General features: G+C 47.3%; 19 protein-coding genes. 8 read left to right on the top strand and 11 right to left on the bottom strand.

Annotated elements, in window-relative coordinates; genetic code table 11:
* Positions 1-486: 486 nt before the first annotated feature.
* From D0A37_RS03630 to D0A37_RS03620, 3 genes are all read right to left on the bottom strand, one after another.
* Positions 487-2,532, bottom strand: coding sequence for an NAD(P)H-quinone oxidoreductase subunit 5 (locus D0A37_RS03630; protein ID WP_242721168.1), 2,046 nt, complete (start codon positions 2,530-2,532; stop codon positions 487-489).
* Positions 2,533-2,931: 399 nt separating this feature from the next.
* Complete coding sequence (locus tag D0A37_RS03625; protein WP_242721165.1) at positions 2,932-3,306, bottom strand: thioredoxin family protein; 375 nt, start codon at positions 3,304-3,306, stop codon at positions 2,932-2,934.
* A gap of 45 nt (positions 3,307-3,351) precedes the next feature.
* Complete coding sequence (locus D0A37_RS03620) at positions 3,352-4,065, bottom strand: NnrU family protein (protein ID WP_242721162.1); 714 nt, start codon at positions 4,063-4,065, stop codon at positions 3,352-3,354.
* Between the two features lie 236 nt (positions 4,066-4,301).
* Here D0A37_RS03620 and D0A37_RS03615 point away from each other — a divergent pair, with 236 nt between their 5' ends.
* Positions 4,302-5,306, top strand: a complete 1,005-nt coding sequence (locus tag D0A37_RS03615) for a LysR family transcriptional regulator (RefSeq protein WP_242721159.1) — start codon at positions 4,302-4,304, stop codon at positions 5,304-5,306.
* On the opposite strand, the gene D0A37_RS03610 is transcribed toward D0A37_RS03615, so the two are convergent.
* A complete protein-coding gene (locus D0A37_RS03610; protein WP_242721156.1) occupies positions 5,303-5,443 on the bottom strand; it encodes a hypothetical protein in 141 nt (46 codons plus the stop codon). The two genes, D0A37_RS03615 and D0A37_RS03610, sit on opposite strands and share 4 nt — an antisense overlap.
* Positions 5,444-5,445: 2 nt before the next feature.
* On the opposite strand from D0A37_RS03610, the gene D0A37_RS03605 reads away from it, so the two are divergent.
* Together D0A37_RS03605 and D0A37_RS03600 are read left to right on the top strand one after the other, a co-directional pair.
* Positions 5,446-6,912, top strand: a complete 1,467-nt coding sequence (locus D0A37_RS03605) for a serine/threonine-protein kinase (RefSeq protein ID WP_242721153.1) — start codon at positions 5,446-5,448, stop codon at positions 6,910-6,912.
* A gap of 87 nt (positions 6,913-6,999) precedes the next feature.
* Complete coding sequence (locus D0A37_RS03600) at positions 7,000-8,673, top strand: asparagine synthetase B family protein (protein ID WP_242721150.1); 1,674 nt, start codon at positions 7,000-7,002, stop codon at positions 8,671-8,673.
* An 866-nt stretch (positions 8,674-9,539) separates the two neighbouring features.
* Here D0A37_RS03600 and D0A37_RS03595 read toward each other — a convergent pair.
* Positions 9,540-10,556, bottom strand: coding sequence for a zinc-dependent alcohol dehydrogenase family protein (locus D0A37_RS03595; RefSeq protein ID WP_242725341.1), 1,017 nt, complete (start codon positions 10,554-10,556; stop codon positions 9,540-9,542).
* Between the two features lie 199 nt (positions 10,557-10,755).
* On the opposite strand from D0A37_RS03595, the gene D0A37_RS03590 reads away from it, so the two are divergent.
* Both D0A37_RS03590 and D0A37_RS03585 read left to right on the top strand, forming a co-directional pair.
* Positions 10,756-11,901 carry a transposase gene (locus D0A37_RS03590; RefSeq protein WP_242721147.1) on the top strand — a complete coding sequence of 382 codons (1,146 nt, stop codon included), beginning with the start codon at positions 10,756-10,758 and terminating at the stop codon, positions 11,899-11,901.
* Between the two features lie 156 nt (positions 11,902-12,057).
* Positions 12,058-15,603, top strand: coding sequence for a sensor domain-containing protein (locus D0A37_RS03585; protein WP_445242473.1), 3,546 nt, complete (start codon positions 12,058-12,060; stop codon positions 15,601-15,603).
* 155 nt (positions 15,604-15,758) lie between these two features.
* On the opposite strand, the gene ilvN is transcribed toward D0A37_RS03585, so the two are convergent.
* Positions 15,759-16,277 (bottom strand): acetolactate synthase small subunit, encoded by a 519-nt coding sequence (ilvN, locus tag D0A37_RS03580; RefSeq protein WP_242721143.1) that lies wholly within the window; start codon positions 16,275-16,277, stop codon positions 15,759-15,761.
* A gap of 335 nt (positions 16,278-16,612) precedes the next feature.
* On the opposite strand from ilvN, the gene D0A37_RS03575 reads away from it, so the two are divergent.
* Positions 16,613-18,040 carry an IS4 family transposase gene (locus D0A37_RS03575; protein ID WP_242715793.1) on the top strand — a complete coding sequence of 476 codons (1,428 nt, stop codon included), beginning with the start codon at positions 16,613-16,615 and terminating at the stop codon, positions 18,038-18,040.
* A gap of 227 nt (positions 18,041-18,267) precedes the next feature.
* Here the strand turns inward: D0A37_RS03575 and D0A37_RS03570 are convergent, their stop codons facing one another.
* The 4 genes from D0A37_RS03570 to D0A37_RS28885 all read right to left on the bottom strand — a co-directional run bounded on the left by D0A37_RS03570 (position 18,268) and on the right by D0A37_RS28885 (position 20,212).
* Positions 18,268-19,080: a carbon-nitrogen hydrolase family protein gene (locus tag D0A37_RS03570; RefSeq protein ID WP_242721141.1), complete on the bottom strand. Its 813-nt coding sequence runs from the start codon at positions 19,078-19,080 to the stop codon at positions 18,268-18,270.
* Between the two features lie 245 nt (positions 19,081-19,325).
* Positions 19,326-19,454: a photosystem I reaction center subunit IX gene (psaJ, locus tag D0A37_RS03565; RefSeq protein ID WP_006635632.1), complete on the bottom strand. Its 129-nt coding sequence runs from the start codon at positions 19,452-19,454 to the stop codon at positions 19,326-19,328.
* Between the two features lie 117 nt (positions 19,455-19,571).
* A complete protein-coding gene (locus D0A37_RS03560) occupies positions 19,572-20,060 on the bottom strand; it encodes a Photosystem I reaction center subunit III (protein WP_242721139.1) in 489 nt (162 codons plus the stop codon).
* Positions 20,061-20,077: 17 nt separating this feature from the next.
* Positions 20,078-20,212: a hypothetical protein gene (locus tag D0A37_RS28885; protein ID WP_278187152.1), complete on the bottom strand. Its 135-nt coding sequence runs from the start codon at positions 20,210-20,212 to the stop codon at positions 20,078-20,080.
* A 178-nt stretch (positions 20,213-20,390) separates the two neighbouring features.
* Between D0A37_RS28885 and tsaD the strand changes: the two genes are divergently transcribed.
* Complete coding sequence (tsaD, locus tag D0A37_RS03555; RefSeq protein ID WP_242721136.1) at positions 20,391-21,464, top strand: tRNA (adenosine(37)-N6)-threonylcarbamoyltransferase complex transferase subunit TsaD; 1,074 nt, start codon at positions 20,391-20,393, stop codon at positions 21,462-21,464.
* 67 nt (positions 21,465-21,531) lie between these two features.
* Positions 21,532-22,023: a GNAT family N-acetyltransferase gene (locus tag D0A37_RS03550; protein WP_242721133.1), complete on the top strand. Its 492-nt coding sequence runs from the start codon at positions 21,532-21,534 to the stop codon at positions 22,021-22,023.
* Positions 22,024-22,345: 322 nt separating this feature from the next.
* On the opposite strand, the gene D0A37_RS03545 is transcribed toward D0A37_RS03550, so the two are convergent.
* Positions 22,346-23,086 carry an HAD family hydrolase gene (locus tag D0A37_RS03545; RefSeq protein ID WP_242721130.1) on the bottom strand — a complete coding sequence of 247 codons (741 nt, stop codon included), beginning with the start codon at positions 23,084-23,086 and terminating at the stop codon, positions 22,346-22,348.
* Positions 23,087-23,145 lie beyond the last annotated feature (59 nt).

The following is a 23,145-nucleotide window of genomic DNA, read 5'->3' as shown; positions in this document are numbered from 1 at the left end:
TTAGGTTTAAACACCTTTTGCCAATTTTAGTCTAAATTTTATACTTTCTTTATACGACACAAAATTTTTTGCTATTATTTTGATAAATTATCCGATCGCAACAGTTAAGTTTAATCAAAGATTTATTTCTATTGGCTAATTGTCAATTGTGAGTTATTGAGCTAATACCCGTTCTTAAAATATCTTCTGGCGGGAAATGGCATTTCCCATTGGTGTCAACTTCAGCCGATCATCTGCAATTCCGCGGGTCCGCCAGGGAATGAATTCCCTGGCTAATAGCGAAAGTCCTCTCAAGAGGACTAATAGATATCTCCAAAAAAGCCAGTATTGAACAGGCAAGATGCCTGTTCCACAATAAGAGGTTTAAGGAGTTCTTCAGTCCTCTTAAGAGGACTTTAGCTTTGAGACAGGGAATTCATTCCCTGTCGGACTATCGGTTTTACCGGGAAAGTTGACACCAATGGACAATGCCGTTTCCCTACAGATTTAACTGACTCCAGAAACGATCGCAAAACCCAGAACTGCGACAAACACAATCAGGGCATAAAATTGAGCGCGACCGCTCTCAAAGTATTTCAAACCTTCGCCGCTAACCAGGGTGAGAAACCCTGTCAAGTTGACTAAACCATCGACGACTCGCAAATCCACTTCCATGACTTGCCGCGCCAAACGGCGGCTGCCTTTGACAAAGAGAAATTCGTTGATATCGTCGAGATACCACTTGTTGAGGGAGAACTCGTAAAGCGGTTTGATTTTTTGGGCGATCGCACTTGCGTCAATTTTACGGCTCAAATACATCAGAGAAGCCAAAGTAATGCCTAGCAAAGCAATACCTACAGAGCTTCCCCCCATAATCAAAAATTCCGTCAAATTGAACTCAGCAGCGTGTTCCAAAACTTCTTCGAGAGACTCGCCTGGAGCGCGAACAAACTGCTCGAAATAATTGGCAAACGGCGTACCGAGAAAACCGATAAACACAGAAGGTACTGCCAGCAAGACTAACGGCAGAGCCATTGTCAGAGGAGATTCGTGAGGCAAATGGTCGTGCTCATCGTGACTGTCGCCAGTTGAGGCCAATTCCTTAACGTTCATCGCTCCGGGGCCAAAAACAACACCGGGTTGCAAGAGTTGCCGCTTGATGGCGCTGTCATTGCCCCGGAATTCGCCCTCAAAGGTGCTGAAATACATTCGGAACATATAAAACGCGGTCATCCCGGCTGTCAACCAGCTAACAGCCCACAGAGCGGGATTTGCTGCGAAGGCGCTGGCGAGGATTTCGTCTTTTGACCAAAAACCAGCAAACGGGGGAATGCCGCAGATTGCCAAATTTCCGATTAAAAAGCAAGAAGCGGTAATCGGCATATATTTCCGCAAGCCGCCCATGACTCGCATATCTTGAGCGAGTGCGGGGTTGTGGCCTACAACTGCTTCCATCCCGTGAATCACTGAACCTGAACACAGGAACAGCATTGCTTTGAAATAAGCGTGAGTCATCAAGTGGAAAAGTCCGGCACTGTAAGCGCCGATTCCCATTGCCATCACCATGTAGCCGAGTTGGGAGATGGTGGAGTAGGCGAGGCCTTTTTTGATGTCATTTTGGGTAATCGCGATCGAAGCGCCCATAAATGCCGTAAAACAGCCGGTGCAGGCGATCAAATTCATGACTACCGGCAACCCTTCAAACACTGGGTACATCCGAGCGATCAGGAATACGCCGGCGGCTACCATTGTCGCAGCGTGGATCAGAGCAGAAATTGGTGTCGGGCCTTCCATTGCGTCTGGCAGCCAGACGTGGAGGGGGAACTGAGCGGATTTGGCTGCTGGCCCCAAAAATATGAGGACGCCGAAGATTGTCGCCAAAGTTGCGCTGAGGGCGCCGGATTCGACTAATGAGTGCAGGCGTTCGCCCATCACGCTAAATTCAAAGCTGCCGGTGGCCCAGTAAATGCCGAGGATGCCCAGCAGTAGGCCGAAGTCGCCGACGCGGTTGGTGACGAAGGCTTTTTGGCAGGCGTCAGCAGCGGGTTTGCGATCGTACCAAAATCCGACTAGCAGGTACGAACACATACCTACCAGTTCCCAGAAAATGTAAATCTGAACGATGTTCGGACTGATTACGAGACCCAACATGGACGCGCTGAAGATGCTCAGGTAGGCGTAAAAGCGCACGTACCCGTCATCGTGAGCCATGTAGCCGTCGGTGTAAATCATCACCAGAAGGGCGACCGTAGTGACGATCGCCAGCATTACCGCCGTCAGGGGGTCGATGATATAGCCCATATTCAGCGAGAAGTCGCCTGCAGAAGCCCACTGAATAGTGCGGGTGTAGGGTGCGTGGCCCTGTAGTTGACTCCACAGCAATGCGAAAGAGAGTACCATTGACCCTCCGAGTGCGGACACGATTAATATCGCATTCGCTTGTCGGAGTTTGTTGGTTGCCTGGTTAAAGGTGATTAAGCCTAGACCTACTAGCATTGCGCCTGCCAGTGGCAGGACAGGAATCAGCCAAGCATATTGATAAAGCAGTTCCATGACTGATAGGTAGTTTAAAGTTTCTACTAGATATTGCCAAAACTGTAAACAATTGTGACACACGCCTGCGCGACCCGGCAGAAATACTTGTGGTAATTCTCAAGCGTTGTCGATCGACAACGCTTGAGACCTACTCCCTATTTTCCCGATCGAGTCGATCGATCTAGTTCCCCTTAAATTTCTGCCAAAATATAGATTGACAAATCGAGACAGTCTGGGACGGACAGGAATCAAGAAACCGGGTTTTTTAACCGATATCCTGGCGCTGCACACTATATTTTTTTTGTAAAAAACACTGTTTCTGCGTTCAGGACTGCCAGATGTGGCTCTCAGGTGGCCGATCGACAAATCAGGAATTGCTTTCTGCTTTCTACCTAAAAGCCGAATGGCTTGCAGCCGTTACCTGTTAACTACTTCCGGTTGCAGGCGTTGAGTTTGGGAAGAAATTTGAGCGACTACCATCCAGGAATCCAGAGTCCGCTGCAGTTCCTCCCGCCCTTGGAACTCTTCAAATCTAAATCGAACTTTATCGCCCTCAAACAAAATCAGCGTGGGCAGACTTGTCAGCCGATAAGTGTGGGCCAACTTGAAACATTGATCGGCATTCACCCCTACGAGCTTGACTTTTTCTGCCCACTGTGCCTCAAAAGTCTTAAGCGTGGGATCGATCGCGCGGCACAAACCGCACCAAGGAGCCGAAAAGTGAACTAAAACGGGGGTAGAGGCTTGAAACACCTCTTGTGCAAAAGTGCGTTCGCTAACCGACAACACCATGAGCCCTCAAAATTTAATAATTTTTTTTCTATCCTAGGGATCATGCTACCAGTATATGTTCCTAGTGACACGCATCAAAAAAGGATGAATTTTCCACAGCAAACCGGTAAAAATGACTACACCCACGTAGGAAGGGCGCAGAAACTCTAGCAAATCAAGGGTTTGACGCTTTTGCAGGATTGCCAAAAAAGGAATAATTGAGGTTCGAGATTTGATGGTTTCAAAGGAATCCCCAAAACGAGCCTGAAGCCGCTTGTCGCCGTGCCACACTCCGAACAGGTGGTGAAGTACCAAACCGATGGAAGTGACGAGGGTAAAGCTAGTGCCAATCCACAGGGTGTGGGCGACACACCAAATCACCTGTCCCACCATTTGCGGGTGGCGGGTGATGCGAATGATGCCGGCTTCGTAGAGATGAACTTGGGGCTTTTGGACGGCGGCAATTTCTAGGAGGTTGAAAGTTGCTGGGTAGAGAAACAGAAAGGAAATTGCCGAAAGTATCCAAACTGCGGGTTTAACTCCGGGTACTCCCTGTACTTGCCAAAGTTGTACGCCGTCGTAGCGGTGGTTGAAAAAGTAGACAACCAGAATGACGGCCAGCGGCAAACTGACAAGGGCAAAAAAAACGCGGTAAAGTCTCGCCCCGATCAGCTTTTCACCTTTTGGCCGGAGGGCTGCTAAACCGCTGTGGGCGATCGCAAAAACCAGTAACAGGCCCAGAATAACTAAGTGGGAGTCGAGCGCCAAGTCGATCGTCATTGCAAATATTAAGAAAAGTTATTGATTCTCGGCCAATTTGTGTCACAAAGTATCTATGGGAGCATTCAGCGGTTATCAGTCAGTTAACTGTTCACTGTTCGCTGTTGACTGTTGACTGTTCGCTGTTCGCTGTTGACTGTTCGCTGTTGACTGTTCGCTGTTTGCTGTTCGCTGCCTACAGTCAACCGTCAACCGTCAACTGACAACTGACAACTGACAACTGACAATTTAGATATATGTCTGACCTTCCTTTCACTTTAGACCAGTTACGCATTCTCAAGGCGATCGCGTCTGAAGGAAGCTTCAAACGCGCCGCTGACAGCCTCTATGTATCCCAGCCAGCAGTTAGCTTGCAGGTGCAAAACTTAGAGAGACAGTTGGACGTGCCGCTGTTTGACCGGGGGGGGCGGCGGGCGCAACTGACCGAAGCCGGACACCTGCTGCTGAGTTACGGCGAGAAAATTTTATCGCTTTGCCAGGAAACTTGTCGAGCTCTGGAAGACTTGCAAAATCTCCAAGGCGGTACTTTGATCGTCGGCGCTTCTCAAACAACGGGAACCTATTTGCTGCCCCGGATGATTGGAATGTTTCGCCAAAAGTACCCGGATGTAGCAGTACAGCTTCACGTTCACTCGACTCGCCGCACGGCGTGGAGTGTGGCCAACGGGCAAATCGATTTGGCAATTGTTGGCGGAGAGATTCCTACCGAACTTGTAGAAGCTTTAGAAATTGTTCCTTACGCTGAGGACGAACTGGCTCTGATTCTCCCTCCGTCCCACCCGATGGTACAACAAGAAAGTATCCAAAAAGAAGACCTTTACAAATTGCAGTTTATATCCCTCGATTCGCAGTCTACGATCCGCAAAGTAATCGATCAGGTACTGACTCGTTGCGGCATAGACACGCGCCGCTTGAAAATAGAGATGGAACTAAATTCGATCGAAGCAATTAAAAATGCCGTTCAGTCGGGGCTGGGAGCTGCTTTTGTCTCGGTTTCGGCGATCGAAAAAGAGTTGCTCATGGGCGTCTTGCACAAATCTCAAATGGACGAAGTTTTAGTAACTCGCATTTTGTCGCTGATTTACAACCCCAACCGCTACCGTTCTAAAGCAGCAGAGGCTTTCAGCAATGAAATTTTGCCCCAGTTTGCTACTTATTCGACCATCCCGGAGAAGAAAGAACCCCCAGCGCTAGATTTGGGATTCATAGAAATAGCAACTCCCAACTCGGCGGGAAGTTAATCTCTTAGGTCGCTGGCAGTTAGCAGTTCGCGGTTAGTTGAGAAATCGAAATCTGGTTTAACCATCACTTTTTCTTCCTTCTTCCCTTTTTCTTCTTCCCTTTTCCTTCTTCCCTCTTCCTTCTTCTTAGCAAACAAAAATGGAAGTTTACTGCACCCGACCGGGCTGCCCGCGCCCTCAAAACAATTTTCCCGACCTCGATGACAGTTCGCTGCTGAAAACCGTGCAGCAAAAGTTTTGCACGACTTGCGGGATGCCCCTGATTTTGAGCGGCCGCTATTTGCCCGTGAGGTTGTTGGGCCAAGGCGGTTTTGGGGCGGCGTTTTTGGCGAGAGACCGTTATACTCCGGCGATGCGACAATGCGTGGCTAAACTTTTGCAACCGTCGGTAAATCTGACTCCGCCACAGCTAAAAATCGCTCAAACTCTGTTTGAACGGGAAGCGGCGGTGCTGGAAGAACTGGGAAACGAACATTCCCAAATTCCGAGTTTGCTGGCTTTTTTTGAGCTGACTGTTACGAGTTTTCAGCCGGGAAAAAACGATCAGTTTTTCTATCTGGTTCAAGAATTTATTGACGGTAAAAATTTGGAGGATGAATTAGCTGTTAAAGGCAGGTTTTCGGAGGCGGAAACGGTGGAGGTGCTGCGGGAAATTTTGAAGGTTCTCGATTTTGTGCACTCTCGCGGTTCGATTCACCGGGATATTAAACCTGCTAATATTATGCGGGGTAAAAATGGTCGGCTTTATTTATTAGATTTTGGAGCGGTTAAACAAGTAACACAAAGTGTTGGGAGTGCAAAAGCTTCGACTGGTATTTATTCTTTGGGTTACGCTCCGCCAGAACAGATGAGCGGGCAAGAAGTTTATCCGGCAACGGATTTGTATGCTTTGGCTGTGACTTGTATTACTTTGCTGAGTGGTTTGCAGCCGACGGAGCTTTTTGATAGTTACAGAAACGAGTGGAATTGGCAGTCGCGGGTGCAGGTAAGTTCGCGTTTGGCTCACGTTCTCGATCGAATGTTATTATCAGCTCCCAGCCAGCGTTTTCAATCTGCGAGTGAGGTGGAAGCGGCTCTGATGTCTCGGCCTCAACAACATTCTCAACAACCTACAGTCGTGGTAGCGCCGCCTCCGATACCTATTCAACCGACTCAGCCGCCTCCTGTACCGAGTCAGCCACCTCCTATACCGGTTCCTGCGACTCCTCCAGGAGGGCTGCAACCTTCGCAGAGAGGGGCTTTTTCGATTTGGGAGGTTTTGTCGGGGGCGGCGTTTACGGGTTTTGAGGGGGGGCTGCTGGCGATCGCCCTGACGAGTTTATTGCCCTCTCCTGGCTTGAGTATCGGATTGTTGGGGATGATTGTGGCGGGTTTGATTTACGGGCAGTACCGCAGGGCGATCGAACAAACTGAGATGTTGATTATTGGTGTAGGTACTCTGGCTTTGCTGTGGTTTTTCCCGGCTTTGCAGACGGCGGCACTTGCGATTTATCCGAATTCTCCGATCACTGGCGTGTTGTTTGTGGGATGGTTGGGTGCTTTGGGTGCGATCGCTGGAACAGCTATTTTTCGCTTGATTTATAAGTTACTTTCAAACGTTTTTTAATGTAATAGTCATCTCCCGAAAAGCCTGTTTTGAACAGGCAAGATGCCTGTTCCACAATAATTAATTATGGGAGATCTCTAATTTAAAATGCAGACTCAGAAGTCTATCTACCCTAATTGGGTGATTGCTTGGGGCCCCGAAGCCCGATCGCACCCTGCAACTTGGGAAACTTCCGGTTTTGCCATAATCGGAGCTGAACCCACCTTCAGCCCCGATCAGCGATTTGTGCTGATAGGTGACTGCTGCTTCGATCGCACCCCCACGCTCAAACAACAGATTGACACAGATGGATTGAGCGATTTGGCGATCGTCGGGCGGCTATGGGAACAGTCAGGCCCTCAAACTTTGAGCTTACTGGAAGGACAATTTGCCCTTGCTGTGTGGGATAGAGAGGAGAAAACCTTGTGTCTGGGGCGCGATCGCGTGGGAGCCAAAACGCTCTATTACACCCGTGCAGGAACTACTCGCTGGATCGCGCCTCGACTGCGATCGCTCAATTCGTATCACGATCGAGAACTTGATTTAGTTGCTTTGCGCGACTACTTGTGCTGTGCGTTTGTACCCGGAGCACAAACGCTGTGGGAAGCCGTGCGAGAGTTGCGGCCCGGTAGCTATTTGTACTTACCGGATGTTGAGGCGCAGAGATACTGGCAGCCACAGGAGCAAATTACTAACGCCGATCGCCCTTTGGAATGGCATAGTCAACAAGTGCGATCGCTTGTGGAACAACTGGTGCAGTCAGCGCTACCAGCGGGAGAACCAGTCGCAGCATATCTTTCGGGCGGGATTGACTCAAGTTGCGTCGCGGCGATCGCCACAAGGCTGCACGATCGTCCGGTGCACACTTTTTCGATGCACTTTGGCGCTCAATATCCCAGCGAGATTGAATTTGCCAACATCGTCGCAGCACATTGTGGCACTGAGCACCATATTTTAGAAGTTTCGCCAAAGCAAATTTGGGAGTTGCTACCGGAAACGCTGGCGGCGATGGATGATCCGGTGGGGGAAGGCTTGACGGTTCCCAATTTGCTGTTGGGGCGATCGGCAAAGGAATTCGCAGACGTGGTACTGAATGGCGAAGGCGGCGATCCGTGCTTTGGCGGGCCGAAAAATAAGCCGATGTTACTCAACAGTTTGTATGGTTCGATTCAGGGTAAACCAGATCCGATCGCAGCTTATTTGACTTCGTTTCAGAAATGCTATGTGGATTTGCCGCGTTTGCTGAAGCCGGAGGTTTGGGAAAAGGTGAAGAATGCGCCTTCCGTCTTTGCTGGGGAATTGCAACAGACAGAAACGACGTTTTTGAATCGGCTGATGCGGCTCAACATTGAGTTTAAAGGAGCCGATTACATTTTGACCAAGGTGAATAATCTCACGGCTGCGGCGGGACTAAAAGCTCGATCGCCCTTATTCGATGCGCGGATGGTGGCGCTGAGTTTGCAAATTCCGCCAGAATATAAGCTTTCGGGCGCGCAGGAAAAAGCGGTGCTCAAGGCTGCTGTGGCGGATTTGCTGCCCGATGTGATTGTCAACCGTCCGAAAAGCGGGATGGTGATGTCGATGCAGCAGTGGTTTTTGAGGGATTGGCAGCGGCAAGCGCGATCGTTGCTGCTGAATCGTCATGCGGCGATCGCGCCTTACCTCGATCAAACACTAATCCGCGAGTGGCTAAACTATCGTGGCGAAGTTTTTCCCCGCTATGGGCTGAAGCTGTGGCTGCTGGTGACGCTGGAAATTTGGCTACAAGTGAATCGCCGTTAGTGATCCAAAATTAGGACACGGCGCCGTGCCCAAGGCGTGTCAAATTAAGCACTCGACCCCCAAATTTCTCGATCGACAGCGGCATTTTTCCTATGCGGTTTTCGCTCTTGTTTATAGAACCCAATTGACATTTTTTAGGCTGCCAGCCTTTTAATCATCAGTCTAATAAAACAAAGATTCACTTAACCGTCGAATTAGCCACAGTTATATCAAATTTATTAACGAGGATTTTGCAGCTTTCTATCCAAGAATTTGACGGTTCAATTATCCATGTTGCCTTTATCGGAATAAATCCCATTTTTTCTGTATTTATTTTGCTTATTTTAGGTTTTTTTTCAACACTTTAAACTAGATTTTTGTCATTATTTGTTTATAAATTTTCTGTAATATCGCATCCGGTTGCATCGGAATGATTAAACCGCGAAGGCGCAAAGGACGCGAAGGAAGAGAAAGAAGAAGGTGCAGTTCTTCCTTCGCGCTCTTTGTGTCTTCGCGGTTCATTTAATCTTACGACCTAACAGAACTCGCTCTAATACAAGTCCGAATCAAACGGAGTTGATATAATTCAATAGTCAGATGGTCTGGGTGATACCCGTGGTCTAGCAATATTCTAAAGCGATCAACCGTTGTGAACGATCGCCGTCAAGATGTCAAATGGATTCTATAGCAATCCTCGTATCATTTGTGAATTTCTTACTTTCTCTCCGCGGGTTCGGGGAGGGTTGAGGTGGGGTAAAAAGTTTACCACTCCTCCCAGGATTGCTATAGTTCTCTTGCAATGATTATGGGATGTTTGGTTTCACCCTTTTTAAATTCGGCAACAGTCTCTTAAAATCGCCCGCAATTATCCAATCGACCGCGATTCTTCAACCCGCATTTTTAACCCCCATTTCAAGCACTATTTTACCAGTTACTGAGCCTGTTTCTAACAGTTCGTGAGCGGCTTGGGCTTCTTCGAGAGGGAAAGTTTTGCTGACGTGAATTTTTAGCAAGTTGCGATCGCACAAACGAGCACACTTCTGCAAAATATGAGCCTGCTGTTCCTGTTCCTCCACCAAACCTTCCAGCATTGGTGTTAACATTAATTCCAGACTAATTCTCAGATTCCGCATTCTCGCTGTTTTCAAATTGCCCAAAGCTGGATCGGGTTCCAAAATTGTTACCAAATCTCCATAAATCTTCACAGCCGGAATAGTTTGGTAAAAAGTTTCTCCCCCGACTGTATCGAAAGCCAAATCAACTCCTTGTCCTTGAGTCCAAGTCAAAACCTCATCGACAACATTGGTATTTTTGTATAAAATAACTGAATCTGCACCTAGGTGCTTGACAAAATTGGCTTTTTCCTCAGAACTAACAGTCGTGCAAACCTCTGCCCCCTGCAACTTCGCCAACTGTACCGCGACGTGCCCGACACCGCCGGCACCAGCTTGAATCAGCACTTTTTGACCGGCTTGCAAGCGCCCTCGATCGTACAGCGATTCCCAAGCTGTAATTAAAACTAACGGTGCCGCCGCCGCCTCAGCAAAACTTAAAGCAGCAGGCTTGAGGGCAAGAAAACGTTGGTCTACAACGGCAAACTCAGCATAAGTACCGATCGACCCGCCCAAACCGCCATTGCAGAAAAAAACCTCGTCTCCCACTTGGAAACTTTGCACACCAGCACCGACAGCCTCTACGACTCCAGCACCGTCGCACCCCAAAACGTGAGGAGCTTTATCGGGGTAAAAAGTGCCACGCGATCGCAACTTAGTATCTATCGGATTGATCCCCGCCGCTCGCAACCTTACCAAAACTTCAGTTTCTGTTTGTATAGTAGGGGCGGGGATATCTTGCAGTTTCAATACGGATGGGCTTCCGGGGGTTTGAAAAACGATCGCTTTCATCATGGGTGTTACACTAGATCAGATAATCCCTAGACTTTATTGTATATTGCTTAGCAAAGCAACCAAAAAATTTTTGTTTATCTCAAAGTTTATGATGGTTGTTGAAAGGCCTTACATAGCTCGGCAGCAGCAGTTTTATAAACAGTTTTAGGAGTTATCGTTTCTGTTCCTAAATCTCTATGCCCCTGGTAAATATTATATGAGCAAGCACTTTTTTAATTCTGCACCTAAAGTTGGTGGCACTAGAAGGTTCAAACACTTATCTGCCATCCTAAAACCTAGAGAATTTTCTCAATTATTACCTACTAAAACTAGCAATTCAGTTCTCAAACAAGTTGTTGGCGATTGGGATTACTGCCAAAAATCAAGAAGAGCTTATGACGGAGATCTACCTCGATTTTCATTCTTCTCCAGCATCCCCCAATACAAACATAAAATCTGGGGAAGTCAATTATTAACTCAGAATAACCAATCGATAGAAAAAAGGGGAGGTGAAAAAAACAATGGACTACTTCATTTATCTCAAAATGACATAATAATTTCTACAAAATCCCAAAATGTAATCCAGGCAAGGAGACGTTTTGCAACAGCGCTCTACTTTGTTGAGGCTGCAAATCAAAAGCCTGTAAGGTTGGTGGATGTAAATTACCACCTCCGAACAGGTATAGATTTAGGGATTGATCGCCTCGTAGCTTTGGCATCCAATAAGCCAACATTTCCTCCAACTATCTATGATAAAAAACATCTCAAATCAATTAATCAACGTTTCAATCAGCGCCGAGCATTTTTACTGTCAAAAAAACTTGACAAGGGAAAATATACCACGCGCCAAATCCAGCAAATCACCTTTAATCGAAACAAGCGATTAGAAAACTACCTTCATCAAACCAGCAGTTTGATTGTCAAGCGGTTGGTGGATGAGAAAAAAATCCAGTTAATTATTGGCACAGATGTAAGGGGTAAACCACATCTAAAATCACAAAAACAGCATCCGACTTTTGTAGAAATTCCTCATACCCAGCTCGTAAATTTTATTACTCCCAAAGCTGAGTTACTCGGTATCAAGGTAATAGTTACACAAGCATCTTATACAAATAAGTGCAGGTTTTTGGATTTAGAGCCTGTCGGTAAGAAAGAGTCTTACCAGGGTAAGAAAGGTAAACGCGAGGGGTGTCTATATTTCCATGAAAGTGGGATTAATGCTGATGTGAATGCCGCGTTAAATATGCTTACAAAAGTTAATGTAAACTCACCATTAGAGGAGTGCCACAACCGTATATATATGTTTGCAATTTCACCTGTACGGGTTGACCCTGTACGAAAAGAACAACAAAAAGTTTGGTAATGTCAAGTATTGCCCGGTTTTTTGTGAACGGTTAACTCTCTTGTCGCGTTCACGGCGATATGACCTTGTATTCGTTACCCATCCGTGACGATACTTAGTTATTTTTAAATAGATTGGCTTCAGATAACTACAACAATTGTCGAGCGGTGCTAATCGATGTTCGATCTAGATTTATTTTTTTACTTTGAGATTCTTGCATATCTTCTGGGATTATCGGCGACTTTAGCCTTGGTGTCCGCGATTTATCTCAAGCGGCACCGAAGGCCATCGAGTCTACCGGTACCCCACGAGCAACGGCAGTTGGCAGAATTAAAGCCCGACGATTTATCTGCGGGATTGAAAAGGCGGAAAAACTTTTTGCTTTTCCCCAACTCAAATCTGTGGCCGGCAACTGACAGCTTCTTAAATAAAGTTTTAGGTATGGGCCGCGCTGTATTCTTCGCCAAGCAACAGCGCCTAACTGTGAATTCTTCGCATCGTGTGGGGCCTGGAACCTGCAAAACCCTAAGTCTGAGCATTTCGGGTTCGATGGGGGAAAATCCCGATCGCCCGAATGCCGAGAATCCTCCTAAAGTTACTGCTTCCGAGCAATTAGAGGAAGATTTGTTGGGCGCAATCCTAGCAGGTACTGATTCGCCGGGGGGAGCAGAATTCTTTGATGCCTTAGTTTGCCACTTAGCCTCAGCACTCGGAGTTCGCACCGCCGTCGCTGCCAAATCTATTAAGTCGAAGGCACGCAGCGATGCTGCTGCCGATAGATTGCAACTTATCAGTTTTTGGAGCGACGGACAGCAGCAGCCAAACTTTGAGTGCGACACCGCCAATACTCCCGAAGCGCGGGTGCTGGAGGGGGGAATGTATTCCTGTCTCGACAACCTCTCGGAAACCTTTCCAGAAGACCGCAGACCGGTAGTTACAGGTGCGCGCAGTTTCCTGGGAGTCTTGCTGAAAAACTCTTACGGCGAACCTTTAGGCATTATTTGTATTTTTCACGATCGACCCCTGGCCGAAGCACATCTTGCCAAATTCCGATTAATTCTCAGCATCTTTGCGGGACGGGCAGCCGCCGAATTAGAGCGGCAGCGCCTAGAAGCAGCACTGTCTACTGTAGAAGCGAAATACTGCGCCCTGGTAGAACAAATGCCCGCTGTCACCTACATTTCTCCCCTCAATCGCAAGGCGGCCAAACTTTACATCAGCCCACAAATCGAGACTTTTCTAGGTTATTCTGTAGCTGAATGGAGGGCAGACCCCGACTTGTGGCTGAAACTCGTTCACCCAGAAGACCGCGACCGCGTGTTAGTTGAAAACGCTACACAGAAATTCAGCGAGGGAGAAGATATCTTCTGCGACGGGTCGCTGGTTTCAGAATACCGCGCGATCGCCCGCAACGGCCGAGTCGTCTGGTTCCGCGATCAAGCGACCGCAGTTCGCGATGAAGCAAGCAAGTCTGTCATCCTTCAAGGCGCAATGTTTGACATCACAGAGACTAAGGTAGCTGCCAGCGCGCTGCTAGAAAGCGAATACCGCTATTACACCTTGGCAAAAATACTGCCGGTCGGGATTTTCCGCGCTGACGCTACTGGAGAGTGCTTGTACGTCAATGAGCGATTTTTGGAGATGGCGGGACTGACTGTGGCAAAGGCACTAGGCGAAGGTTGGGCGCAAAGTTTGCATCCCGAAGACCGCGAGCGTGTTTTGAGCCAGTGGTATCGCGCTGTCACAGATAAGTTGCCCTGTAAGTTAGAGTACCGTTTTTGCAACGGTGACTTCACAACCTGGGTCTTTTCGCAAGCAGTGCCCGAAATGACCAAAAGCGGTGAAGTTCTAGGCTATCTCGCCACGTTGACCGATATCACAGATCGCAAGCAGGCAGAATTCGCGCTGCAACAGGCGGAAGAGAAATACCGCAGTATCTTTGAAAATGCGATCGAAGGCATTTTCCAGACAACGGCCGACGGACGCTATCTCAGCGCTAACCCTGCTTTGGCGAGAATTTACGGCTACGAGTCGGCCGCCGAATTGATGGCGAATATCCAAGACATAGATCGGCAACTTTACCTCGATCCCAACCGCCGCGTCGAGTTTTTGCGCGCGATCGAAAAACACGGTTTTGTGTCTGAGTTCGAGTCCCAAGTTTACCGCGCTGACGGCACTACTATCTGGGTTTCCGAGAACGGCCGGGCAGTTCGCGACCCTGACGGAAATTTACTTTACTACGAAGGCACTGTCGAAGATATTACCCTCCGCAAAATAGCAGAAGATAAGTTAGTACACGATGCTTTGCACGATATGCTAACCGGTTTGCCCAACCGATCTTTATTTATGGATCGTTTGGGGCACGCGATCGATCTTTCAAAACGTCGCCCCGAGATTTTGTTTGCGGTGCTGTTTATCGATCTTGATCGCTTTAAGGTTGTTAACGACAGTTTGGGGCATTTAGTTGGCGATCGGTTGCTGATCGCGATCGCGCAGCGCCTGGGAATCTGTTTGCGCGCTGGAGATACTGTTGCCCGTCTCGGCGGCGACGAATTCGCTATTTTGCTGGAAAATATCAAAAGCACCGAGGATGCGATCGTGATTGCCGAACGAGTGCAAGCGGAACTGGCAGAGCCTTTTTACCTTAACGAGTATCAAGTTTTTACCAGTGCTAGCATTGGGATTGTTTGTTCTGGTTTTCCTCCCTATCCAACGGAAACCAGCAAACGGTCGAGTCTCGAAAATCTGGGAAATATCGATCGGGAAACTTCTTTGTCTTGCTTATCTTCCGACTCTCCTGTTCCCAATGTCCCGTTATCCATGTTGTACGATCGACCTGAAGAACTGCTCCGAGATGCAGATGCGGCCATGTATCATGCTAAGGGATTGGGCAAAGCTCGCCACGAAGTTTTTGACTTAAGTATGCACACTCGCGCCGTCGCCCTTTTGCAACTGGAAAACGACCTGCGACGCGCTTTAGACTCCCAGGAATTTCAGCTTTACTATCAGCCCATCGTCTCTCTAATTACCGGTAAAATCAGCGGTTTTGAAGCGCTGCTGCGGTGGTATCACCCGCAGCGGGGTGTCGTATCTCCTGGCGAGTTTATTTTAGTAGCTGAAGAAACTAGATTGATTATACCTATGGGCTGGTGGATGATGCGATCTGCTTGTCATCAGATCCACGAATGGCACCAAAAATTCCCAGCCAATCCGCCGTTGACTGTCAGCGTCAACCTTTCTAACCAACAATTTAAACAACCGGATTTAATTGATCGCATTCGCGAAATTTTACAAGAAACTCAGCTTGACCCCCGCACTTTAAAGGTAGAAATTACTGAAGGCGTCATCATGGAGAATTCCGAATCGGCAGTGGCTATCCTCGCGGAATTGAAAAATTTAGAAATTCAATTATATATTGACGATTTCGGCACTGGCTATTCTTCTTTGAGCCGCCTGCACACTTTTCCAACTGATGCTTTAAAAATCGATCGAGCTTTTGTCAGCCGCATGACTGAAGATGAAGGCAACGAAGCGATTGTACAGACTATTTTAATTTTAGCCAGTCATTTAGGTATGGATGTAATTGCTGAAGGAATCGAAACCATCGAACAGCTTAATTTACTCAGAGCACTGCAATGCGAATACGGACAAGGATACTTTTTCTCAAAGCCGATAGACAGCATGGCAGCCACACTTTTGATAGAAAGTCAACCCAAATGGTAATTAGTCATCAGTCATTAGTCATTAGTTAGTAGTCATTGGTAAAAGGAAAGTGGGAAAAGGGAATCGGGAATTGGAAATTGGAAATTAGCAATTGGAAGTTAAAACATTCTTCCTTCTTCCTTCTTCCTTCTTCCTTCTTCCTTCTTCCTTCTTCCTTAAAGTTTCGCTTCCAAAGACTTGAGAAACTCAGTATTTACCCCCGACTCTCGCGTCAGGGCAATTTTCCCAGTACGAGCAATTTCCTTAATCCCAAATCTATTCAGAACCTGGACGATCGCCACCATTTTACCGGGATCTCCCACAACTTCCAATGTCAGCGTATCATCACCAATATCCACAACTCGCGCTCTAAAAATTTGAGCTAACTCAATTATTTCCGATCGCGTCCCGCTAGCAGCATTAACTTTCAGTAACATTAACTCCCGTTCTACACAGGGAATTTCTGTTATATCCTGAACTTTAAGCACGTTAATCAACTTGTACAGTTGCTTGGTCAACTGTTCGATAATCTGGTCATCTCCGGGTACAACCATCGTAATCCGAGATATTCCCACTTGCTCCGCCGGGCCAACGGCCAGACTTTCAATATTAAAACCCCGACGGGCAAACAAACCAGCAATTCGAGTGAGGACACCCGCTTCATCTTCAACTAAAACCGAAAGAGTGTGTTTCATTTATCCCAAAAAGACGCATTTCGTGCAATTCTACTTTCGCCAATTCGCCTTTTAGCAGAAGTGCACGCCCATTGAACCTGCATTAGATATTTTATCGTGAGTTATTGGTCGTTCATCTCCTGGGAAAAAAACCCTCGATCAATTTCGCTTTTACCCGTCTCGATCCCCCCAAATCCCCCTTAAGAAGCTATGCCTTACTCACATCTTTCTTAACAAAGGCGCTCCGGCTCAAGCCGGAGCGACCTCCGGGCGCTCGCTCCCTTGGAGTAGGATTGACAACCAGGAACCGAATCAAGTAAGCCTGAAATTACGGTATCAGAGGCGAGTGAGGAACTATGACGGCAGAATGGGCAGTAGCAGAACTACAATTTGCTTGTTTAGGCGATCGGCGTCGCCAGAAAAGACTGGTGCGAATTGTCTCAGACTTAGCCTCACAGCCCCATGCCACTGTGCCACAAGCATCAGGGGATTGGGCAGCCACCCAAGGGGCTTATGACTTTTGGTCATCTCCACGAGTCTCGTCAGATGCGATTCGCCAAGCCCACCAAAGAAGTACCATCGAACGAATCAAAGTACACCCAATGGTTCTGGCGATTCAGGACACCACAGAACTGAATTTCACCCACCATCCCAGCAAGAAAGGAATGGGACACTTGGATAGTGCCACCAGTCGGGGTCTGAAAGTTCACTCAGTATTTTGTAGCTCTGCCAATGGAGTACCATTAGGAGTGTTGCACCAACAAGTATGGGCGCGAGATCCTGCGACTATTGGTAAGAAGCATTCCAGAAATCAAACCGAAACCAAAGACAAAGAAAGCCAACGTTGGTTAACAGCTCTTGATGCGACCCAGAAGGTGATGCCAGAATCAATTACTGTACTAACGGTAGCCGATCGCGAAGCCGACATCTATGACTTTTTAGCGACTGAAAGACCTGAGAATTCTCAGTTGTTAATTCGCGCCTATCACAACCGTCAAGTCAAGAACTCTGATGGTACAAAAGAAGTAGAGCGACTACAAGGTGCGATCGCCAAAGTACCGATCGCCGGACAACTGGACTTGGAATTGCGAGCTAATCCGCAGCGAGAAGCTCGTAAAGCGACTCTGAACCTGCAGGCTACAACAGTCGAAATTCTACCTCCTCAAAGCCACCCTCACCACCAAAATTTACAGCCGCTGACAGTGCAAGTGATTCTGGCTAGTGAAAACAACCCACCGACCACAGAGAAGCCTGTAAGCTGGTTGTTATTGACCACCTTGCCCATTAATGGTTTCTCTGATCTTGTCCAGTGCTTACGCTGGTACAGTTACCGTTGGTTAATCGAACGCTATCATTACGTTCTTAAAAGTGGATGCGGTTTAGAACAGCTACAATTAGAAACTGCCGAGCGCATCGAACGGGCAATCTCAACCTACACAATTGTGGCATGGCGGTTATTGTGGATGATTTACGAATCTCGTCATCATCCTGAGCTGGGAGGGGACACCATTCTCGAAACCCATGAATGGCAAGCACTTTACTGCACAATTCATGGGACTCCTATCCCTAGTGAATCACCCCCAACTTTAAGTAATTGCATTCGTTGGATTGCAAAATTAGGTGGATTTTTAGGACGTTCATGTGATGGTGAACCGGGTGTCAAGACCCTGTGGCGAGGCTGGCAACGTTTGCATGACATTGCTGGTACATGGAAATTAGTTTCCACCCATTCCCCCCCGGATGTCAAGCCTGATTTTGTTAAGAAAGATGTGAGTAAGGCATAGCTTAAGAAGGGGGACTTTGATAACACTCCTGTCCCCCCCTTGTTAAGGGGGGTTAGGGGGGATCGGCTTTATCTCAACCGTAAACCCGCCCCAACTCAGTTCTGGGCGCACATGAGCTAAGTTTTTTTGTGTACGAACCTACACAATTCCTCGCTCGGATAAAAACTTTTCAGGTCTTGTCGCTGACGGGGAATGAAATTTTGAGACCAATTAATCTCAAAATTCCTTCAAATAAAAACCCGGTGTTGCAGAGATGGCATCTGGCGACGGACTTGTTCTAGTCGATCGGGATTAATTTCTGCGATCGCCACACCCGGTTCCTCTCCAGCATCCGCCAAAACCGTACCCCAAGGGTCTATAATCATCGCGTGACCGTGAGTTTGACGGCGGCCGTAGTGGCGGCCAGTTTGTGCAGGGGCAATCATATAACAAGTGTTCTCGATCGCCCTAGCTTGCAACAAAACCTTCCAGTGATCCTTGCCAGTGTAAGCAGTAAACGCCGCCGGCACGAACAAAATATCAGCCCCCTTGTACGACAAATGCCTGTACACTTCCGGGAACCGCACGTCATAGCACACGGAAAGTCCCAGCGTCCCCAACTCCGGCGACACATAAACCGGCGGCAAATCTTCACCAGCTTTCACAGTGTTCGATTCTCTGTAAGTAATGCCGTCGGGAACATTCACATCGAACAAATGTACTTTTCTGTACCTTGCCACTTCAGTGCCGTTTTGGTCTACCAGCAAAGAGGTATTGTATACCTTCCCCCCTAGAGTCGGCACTGGAAATCCGCCGCCCAGAATTGTTACCTGGAACCGTTGGGCCATCGTTTTGAGGAATTTTTCGCTTTCGAGTCCGATCGCTTCTGAAAAAGCAATTTTTTCCTCCTCTTCTCCCATAAACGAGAAATTTTCTGGTAAGGAAACTAACTCCGCACCCCGACGTACTGCCAGGTCGATTAATTCCTCTGCCTGAACCAAATTTTTTTGCAGGTCAGGCAAGCTAGTCATTTGAATTGCTGCGGCGAGATAAGACTTCATCGATTCACAATATTAGTCAATAGTCATTAATCATTAGTCATTAGTCATTAGTCATTAGGAACTAATTTGATAACTAAATAGTTTATATCCTTGGCTTTCACCCATTTAGGCGCTGGTTTTGCACTAACTGGTGTGGTTTGAGAGTTTTGATATTTGAGTTTTAAATTAACCTGTAACTCATCCTTCAAAAATCAAAACTCTCAACTTTTACCTACTAGGTTTTGCAACCTAATTTCCCTCAAATCTTACGGCATCGGATGGAAAAGCAGGTCTGGGAAAAAGCGGTTAAATTCAATTAAAGCCGCGCCTTGAATAGATAGCCAAAGGATAGCCAATACTGGTGCGGTCGAAAGAAACCTGACAAAATATTGCATGAATTCTGCTCCTGAAAATTCGAGACAGTTGGTAATTGCCGATCGGTCTACGCCTAATTGCTAATTTGCAGTTAATTACTTAACTGTTAGCTATTAGCGCTTCTCCATTTCCCTATTTTAGCGGGGGGAAACAGTAATTTCGTCTTCCTTGGCAAACATTTCACCGCTGGTGATTGATGTGATAGCTGCCAGAGGCCATAAAACGCCGCTCAGCATACATCTGAGGGCCAAAGGAACGTCGATAATAATCTCTTTTTCCTCTGGGGTTGCTGATTTTTTGGTAACTTGCAGATAAGAACGGCCCACCCAACCAATCCAACCTGCCATATACAAGAACAGTATGCTAGGAATCAAAAAGTCCCCTGCTCTGCTCAAGTTGCCGTCTACGATTAAGTGCGGGTATCCTTCCGGGCCGCACATAGCTTGGGAATAGCGATCGAACCGCGCTTTCGCAGATGCGGGGTCGCCATTTGTAGAACGTGCATTTTTAGCCAGTTCCTTGAATTCGGGAGAGTCCTTGCACGGCACTAAATTGTAAGCCGAAGCAACTGGAGCAAAACTGAACCAGACACTCAACACTAAAATTGCAGCAAACAATCGTCGCATGGAATTGTTTCCTTTTGTTACAAAACAATAAGTTTTTGTACAAGCATTTCAACTTGCCGATCGCGAATCCAGATTACCGCATTTGTTGACAGTCTAAAGTATCCATCAGTGATGCGGCAAAGCCCAATAGAATGAGGGATTCGCGTTTTCATAGGTCAATGCTGAGCTAGCAATACCGCGAGGATATTCCTTCCTTGCATCAGAGGATGACCTTACCTGTCGATCGGGCAAAAATCCCTTAACAATAACCTGAGTACAGGTAGAGCGGGGGACTTGCGCCGAATTAGTTAAGCTAGCAATAACTAACCTATCAAATAAAATTACCAGTTAATGGCAACCATTTTCGCGATCGAAACAAGTTGTGACGAAACAGCAGCAGCGATTGTTAAGAATCGTCAAGTTTGCAGCAATGTTGTAGCATCACAAATTAAAATCCACGAGCAGTTTGGCGGAGTAGTGCCGGAAGTCGCTTCGCGGAGTCACCTAGAAATGCTCAATCAGGTAATTGCCCAGTGTCTCGGTGAAGCAAACCTGAGTTGGTCAGAAATTGACGGCATTGCAGCGACTTGTGCCCCCGGTTTAGTAGGTGCATTGTTAGTCGGGCTGACAGCGGCGAAAAGCTTGGCAATAGTCCATCAAAAACCGTTTTTAGGCGTCCACCACCTCGAAGGGCACATCTACGCTTCTTACCTTACCGAACCCGACTTGCAGCCACCGTTTTTGTGTTTGTTAGTTTCCGGGGGACACACTAGCTTTATTTATGTCAAAGATTGCGGCGTTTATGAAACTGTAGGACACACACGCGACGACGCCGCCGGCGAAGCTTTTGATAAAGTTGCGAGACTGTTGCAGCTAGGATATCCCGGCGGGCCGCTGATTGACAAATTGGCCGCCCTTGGCAATCCCCAAGCATACCCTCTACCAGAAGGCAGAATTTCCTTGCCTGGTGGCGGCTATCATCCTTACGACAGTAGTTTTAGCGGCTTGAAAACCGCAGTTTTGCAATTAGTACAGAAACTCAAGAAACAAAATAACAATGTGGGTGCGGAAGGCATCTTGCCTGCCTCTACAATTAATGATATTGCGGCCAGCTTTCAGGAAACAGTAGCCAAGGGTTTAACAAAAAGAGCGATCGACTGCGCCGTAAATTTCGGCCTTACCACTATTGTAGTGGGGGGCGGAGTTGCAGCAAACAGCGGACTCCGAAAACATTTACAAGCAGCAGCAGCAAAACACAACTTGCGAGTATTGTTTCCGCCATTAAAATATTGTACAGACAACGCAGCAATGATCGGCTGTGCGGCGGCAGAACACTTGCAGCGAGGACACACATCGCCGCTGACTTTGGGACCCAATTCGCGGATGGCTGTCAGCGATATTATGGAACTCTACAAGAGTCATTAGTTATTAGTCATTAGTTAACAGTCACCAGTCACCAGTCAACAGTCAACAGTCAACAGTCAACCAAACGATGAAAATCCGCGACGCAGTAGAAAGCGATTTGCCAGCAATTGTCGAAATATACAACGCAGCAATACCGGGCAGAATGGCGACAGCAGATTTAAAACCAGTCTCAGTCGAAAGTCGCCTTCCGTGGTACAGAGCACACTCCCCCAATTCCTGGCCGATTTGGGTAATTGAATCAGAAGAAAATATTGTTGGCTGGCTGAGTTTTCAGATTTTCTACGGACGCGCTGCCTATCAGCATACAGCAGAAGTTAGCATCTACGTCGCACCCGATCGCCAACGCTGCGGAATCGGACAAAATTTATTGCAATCGGCAATTGTGCGGAGTCCTGAATTGAAGCTTAAAACTCTCATGGGCATAATTTTTGCTCACAATCAGCCGAGTGTAAGATTGTTTGAGAAATTTGGCTTTCAGCGCTGGGGATATCTGCCACAAGTTGCCGAACTTGACGGCGTTGAAAGAGATGTCGTAATTCTGGGTTTGCGTTGTCTGTAGGAACTGAGATGTTACACCATTCTCGCTTAACAGGCAAGATGCCTGTTCCACACAAAAATTCATCTCTTGTGGAACAGGCATCTTGCCTGTTCATAAAAGGATTATTGACAATGCTGCAACATCTCAGTAGACATCTCCAATAATTATTGTGGAACAGGCATCCTGCCTGTTCAGGACTGGCTTTTCTGGAGAGGTCTAGTAAGCTGTTGTGCATTTAAATTGTATTTTGAGGGCGGGCAGGATGCCCACCCCACAAGAGTGAAAATTTATTTGACCATGCAATTTAAAGGCGGATTAGCTTAGGAATTGATCTGATGTTTGCTCAATCTGCTAAAATTTTAATTTCATCCAAAGATGCGATCGCCACATCAGCATTTTCCAAATGACTAACCTCCGCCTTCCCCCAACAAATCCCGATACAACCAGCCGCGCCCGCATTTTTCCCCATCTGAATATCACCCGCTGAATCTCCCACCATCAAAGTTGCTGCGGGATTTACTCCGAGTTTCTCACAAGCTTGCAAAAACAATTTCGGATCTGGTTTATGAACCGTTGAATCCACTCCCATTTCTAACTGAATCCACTCGGCTAATGCGTGGTGTTTCACAAATTTCTGCACAACCTCCGTCGTAGCCGCCGAAAGAATTCCCAGTTTTAAACCCGCTCCCGAAAGATATTTCAGCACTTCCAAACTGCCGACAAATAAAGGAGAAACAGCACTATTTTTAAACATTTCGTCAGCTTCGTCAAAAGCGCGGCGCGCAATAGTTAAAGATTCCAGCCATCCCCTGCCGGTTTCGGCGATGTATCCCGCCGCCACAATCTCATTTTCCCTGCGACTCCCGACTGCTAGCAAGCCCGTGGGGTCAATGCTGCCGCTTTCGATACCGAAAGCCATTTGTAAAGGCTCTCCAACGCCCGGAATTTGAGCATCTGCGAGGCGCGCTCGCTTCATCCCCAACAGTCTCAAAAATTGTTGAGAATCTTCTAGAGTGCCGTCTTTGTCAAAGATTACGGCTTGGATATTTGAGAAGGTAATGCCCCGACATTTAATATTTACCAAGAATCTGAACTCCGTAATTTTTATATTTTTTTAAATTTTCCCATATTGCGCTATTTTTA

Origin of the sequence: Microcoleus vaginatus HSN003 (assembly GCF_022701255.1) — a bacterium.
Taxonomy (GTDB): Bacteria; Cyanobacteriota; Cyanobacteriia; order Cyanobacteriales; family Microcoleaceae; genus Microcoleus; species Microcoleus vaginatus_B.
Note: the sequence above shows the minus strand (reverse complement) of the source record. Positions and strands in the feature narration are given on the sequence as shown.

What these genes read in the sequence shown, in the direction of transcription:
- D0A37_RS03630 (WP_242721168.1), bottom strand. Translation starts at nt 2,532, where the DNA reads ATGGAACTGCTTTATCAATATGCTTGGCTGATTCCTGTCCTGCCACTG.
- D0A37_RS03625 (WP_242721165.1), bottom strand. Translation starts at nt 3,306, where the DNA reads ATGGTGTTGTCGGTTAGCGAACGCACTTTTGCACAAGAGGTGTTTCAA.
- D0A37_RS03620 (WP_242721162.1), bottom strand. Translation starts at nt 4,065, where the DNA reads ATGACGATCGACTTGGCGCTCGACTCCCACTTAGTTATTCTGGGCCTG.
- D0A37_RS03615 (WP_242721159.1), top strand. Translation starts at nt 4,302, where the DNA reads ATGTCTGACCTTCCTTTCACTTTAGACCAGTTACGCATTCTCAAGGCG.
- D0A37_RS03605 (WP_242721153.1), top strand. Translation starts at nt 5,446, where the DNA reads ATGGAAGTTTACTGCACCCGACCGGGCTGCCCGCGCCCTCAAAACAAT.
- D0A37_RS03600 (WP_242721150.1), top strand. Translation starts at nt 7,000, where the DNA reads ATGCAGACTCAGAAGTCTATCTACCCTAATTGGGTGATTGCTTGGGGC.
- D0A37_RS03595 (WP_242725341.1), bottom strand. Translation starts at nt 10,556, where the DNA reads ATGAAAGCGATCGTTTTTCAAACCCCCGGAAGCCCATCCGTATTGAAA.
- D0A37_RS03590 (WP_242721147.1), top strand. Translation starts at nt 10,756, where the DNA reads ATGAGCAAGCACTTTTTTAATTCTGCACCTAAAGTTGGTGGCACTAGA.
- D0A37_RS03585 (WP_445242473.1), top strand. Translation starts at nt 12,058, where the DNA reads ATGTTCGATCTAGATTTATTTTTTTACTTTGAGATTCTTGCATATCTT.
- ilvN (WP_242721143.1), bottom strand. Translation starts at nt 16,277, where the DNA reads ATGAAACACACTCTTTCGGTTTTAGTTGAAGATGAAGCGGGTGTCCTC.
- D0A37_RS03575 (WP_242715793.1), top strand. Translation starts at nt 16,613, where the DNA reads ATGACGGCAGAATGGGCAGTAGCAGAACTACAATTTGCTTGTTTAGGC.
- D0A37_RS03570 (WP_242721141.1), bottom strand. Translation starts at nt 19,080, where the DNA reads ATGAAGTCTTATCTCGCCGCAGCAATTCAAATGACTAGCTTGCCTGAC.
- psaJ (WP_006635632.1), bottom strand. Translation starts at nt 19,454, where the DNA reads ATGCAATATTTTGTCAGGTTTCTTTCGACCGCACCAGTATTGGCTATC.
- D0A37_RS03560 (WP_242721139.1), bottom strand. Translation starts at nt 20,060, where the DNA reads ATGCGACGATTGTTTGCTGCAATTTTAGTGTTGAGTGTCTGGTTCAGT.
- D0A37_RS28885 (WP_278187152.1), bottom strand. Translation starts at nt 20,212, where the DNA reads ATGAAAACGCGAATCCCTCATTCTATTGGGCTTTGCCGCATCACTGAT.
- tsaD (WP_242721136.1), top strand. Translation starts at nt 20,391, where the DNA reads ATGGCAACCATTTTCGCGATCGAAACAAGTTGTGACGAAACAGCAGCA.
- D0A37_RS03550 (WP_242721133.1), top strand. Translation starts at nt 21,532, where the DNA reads ATGAAAATCCGCGACGCAGTAGAAAGCGATTTGCCAGCAATTGTCGAA.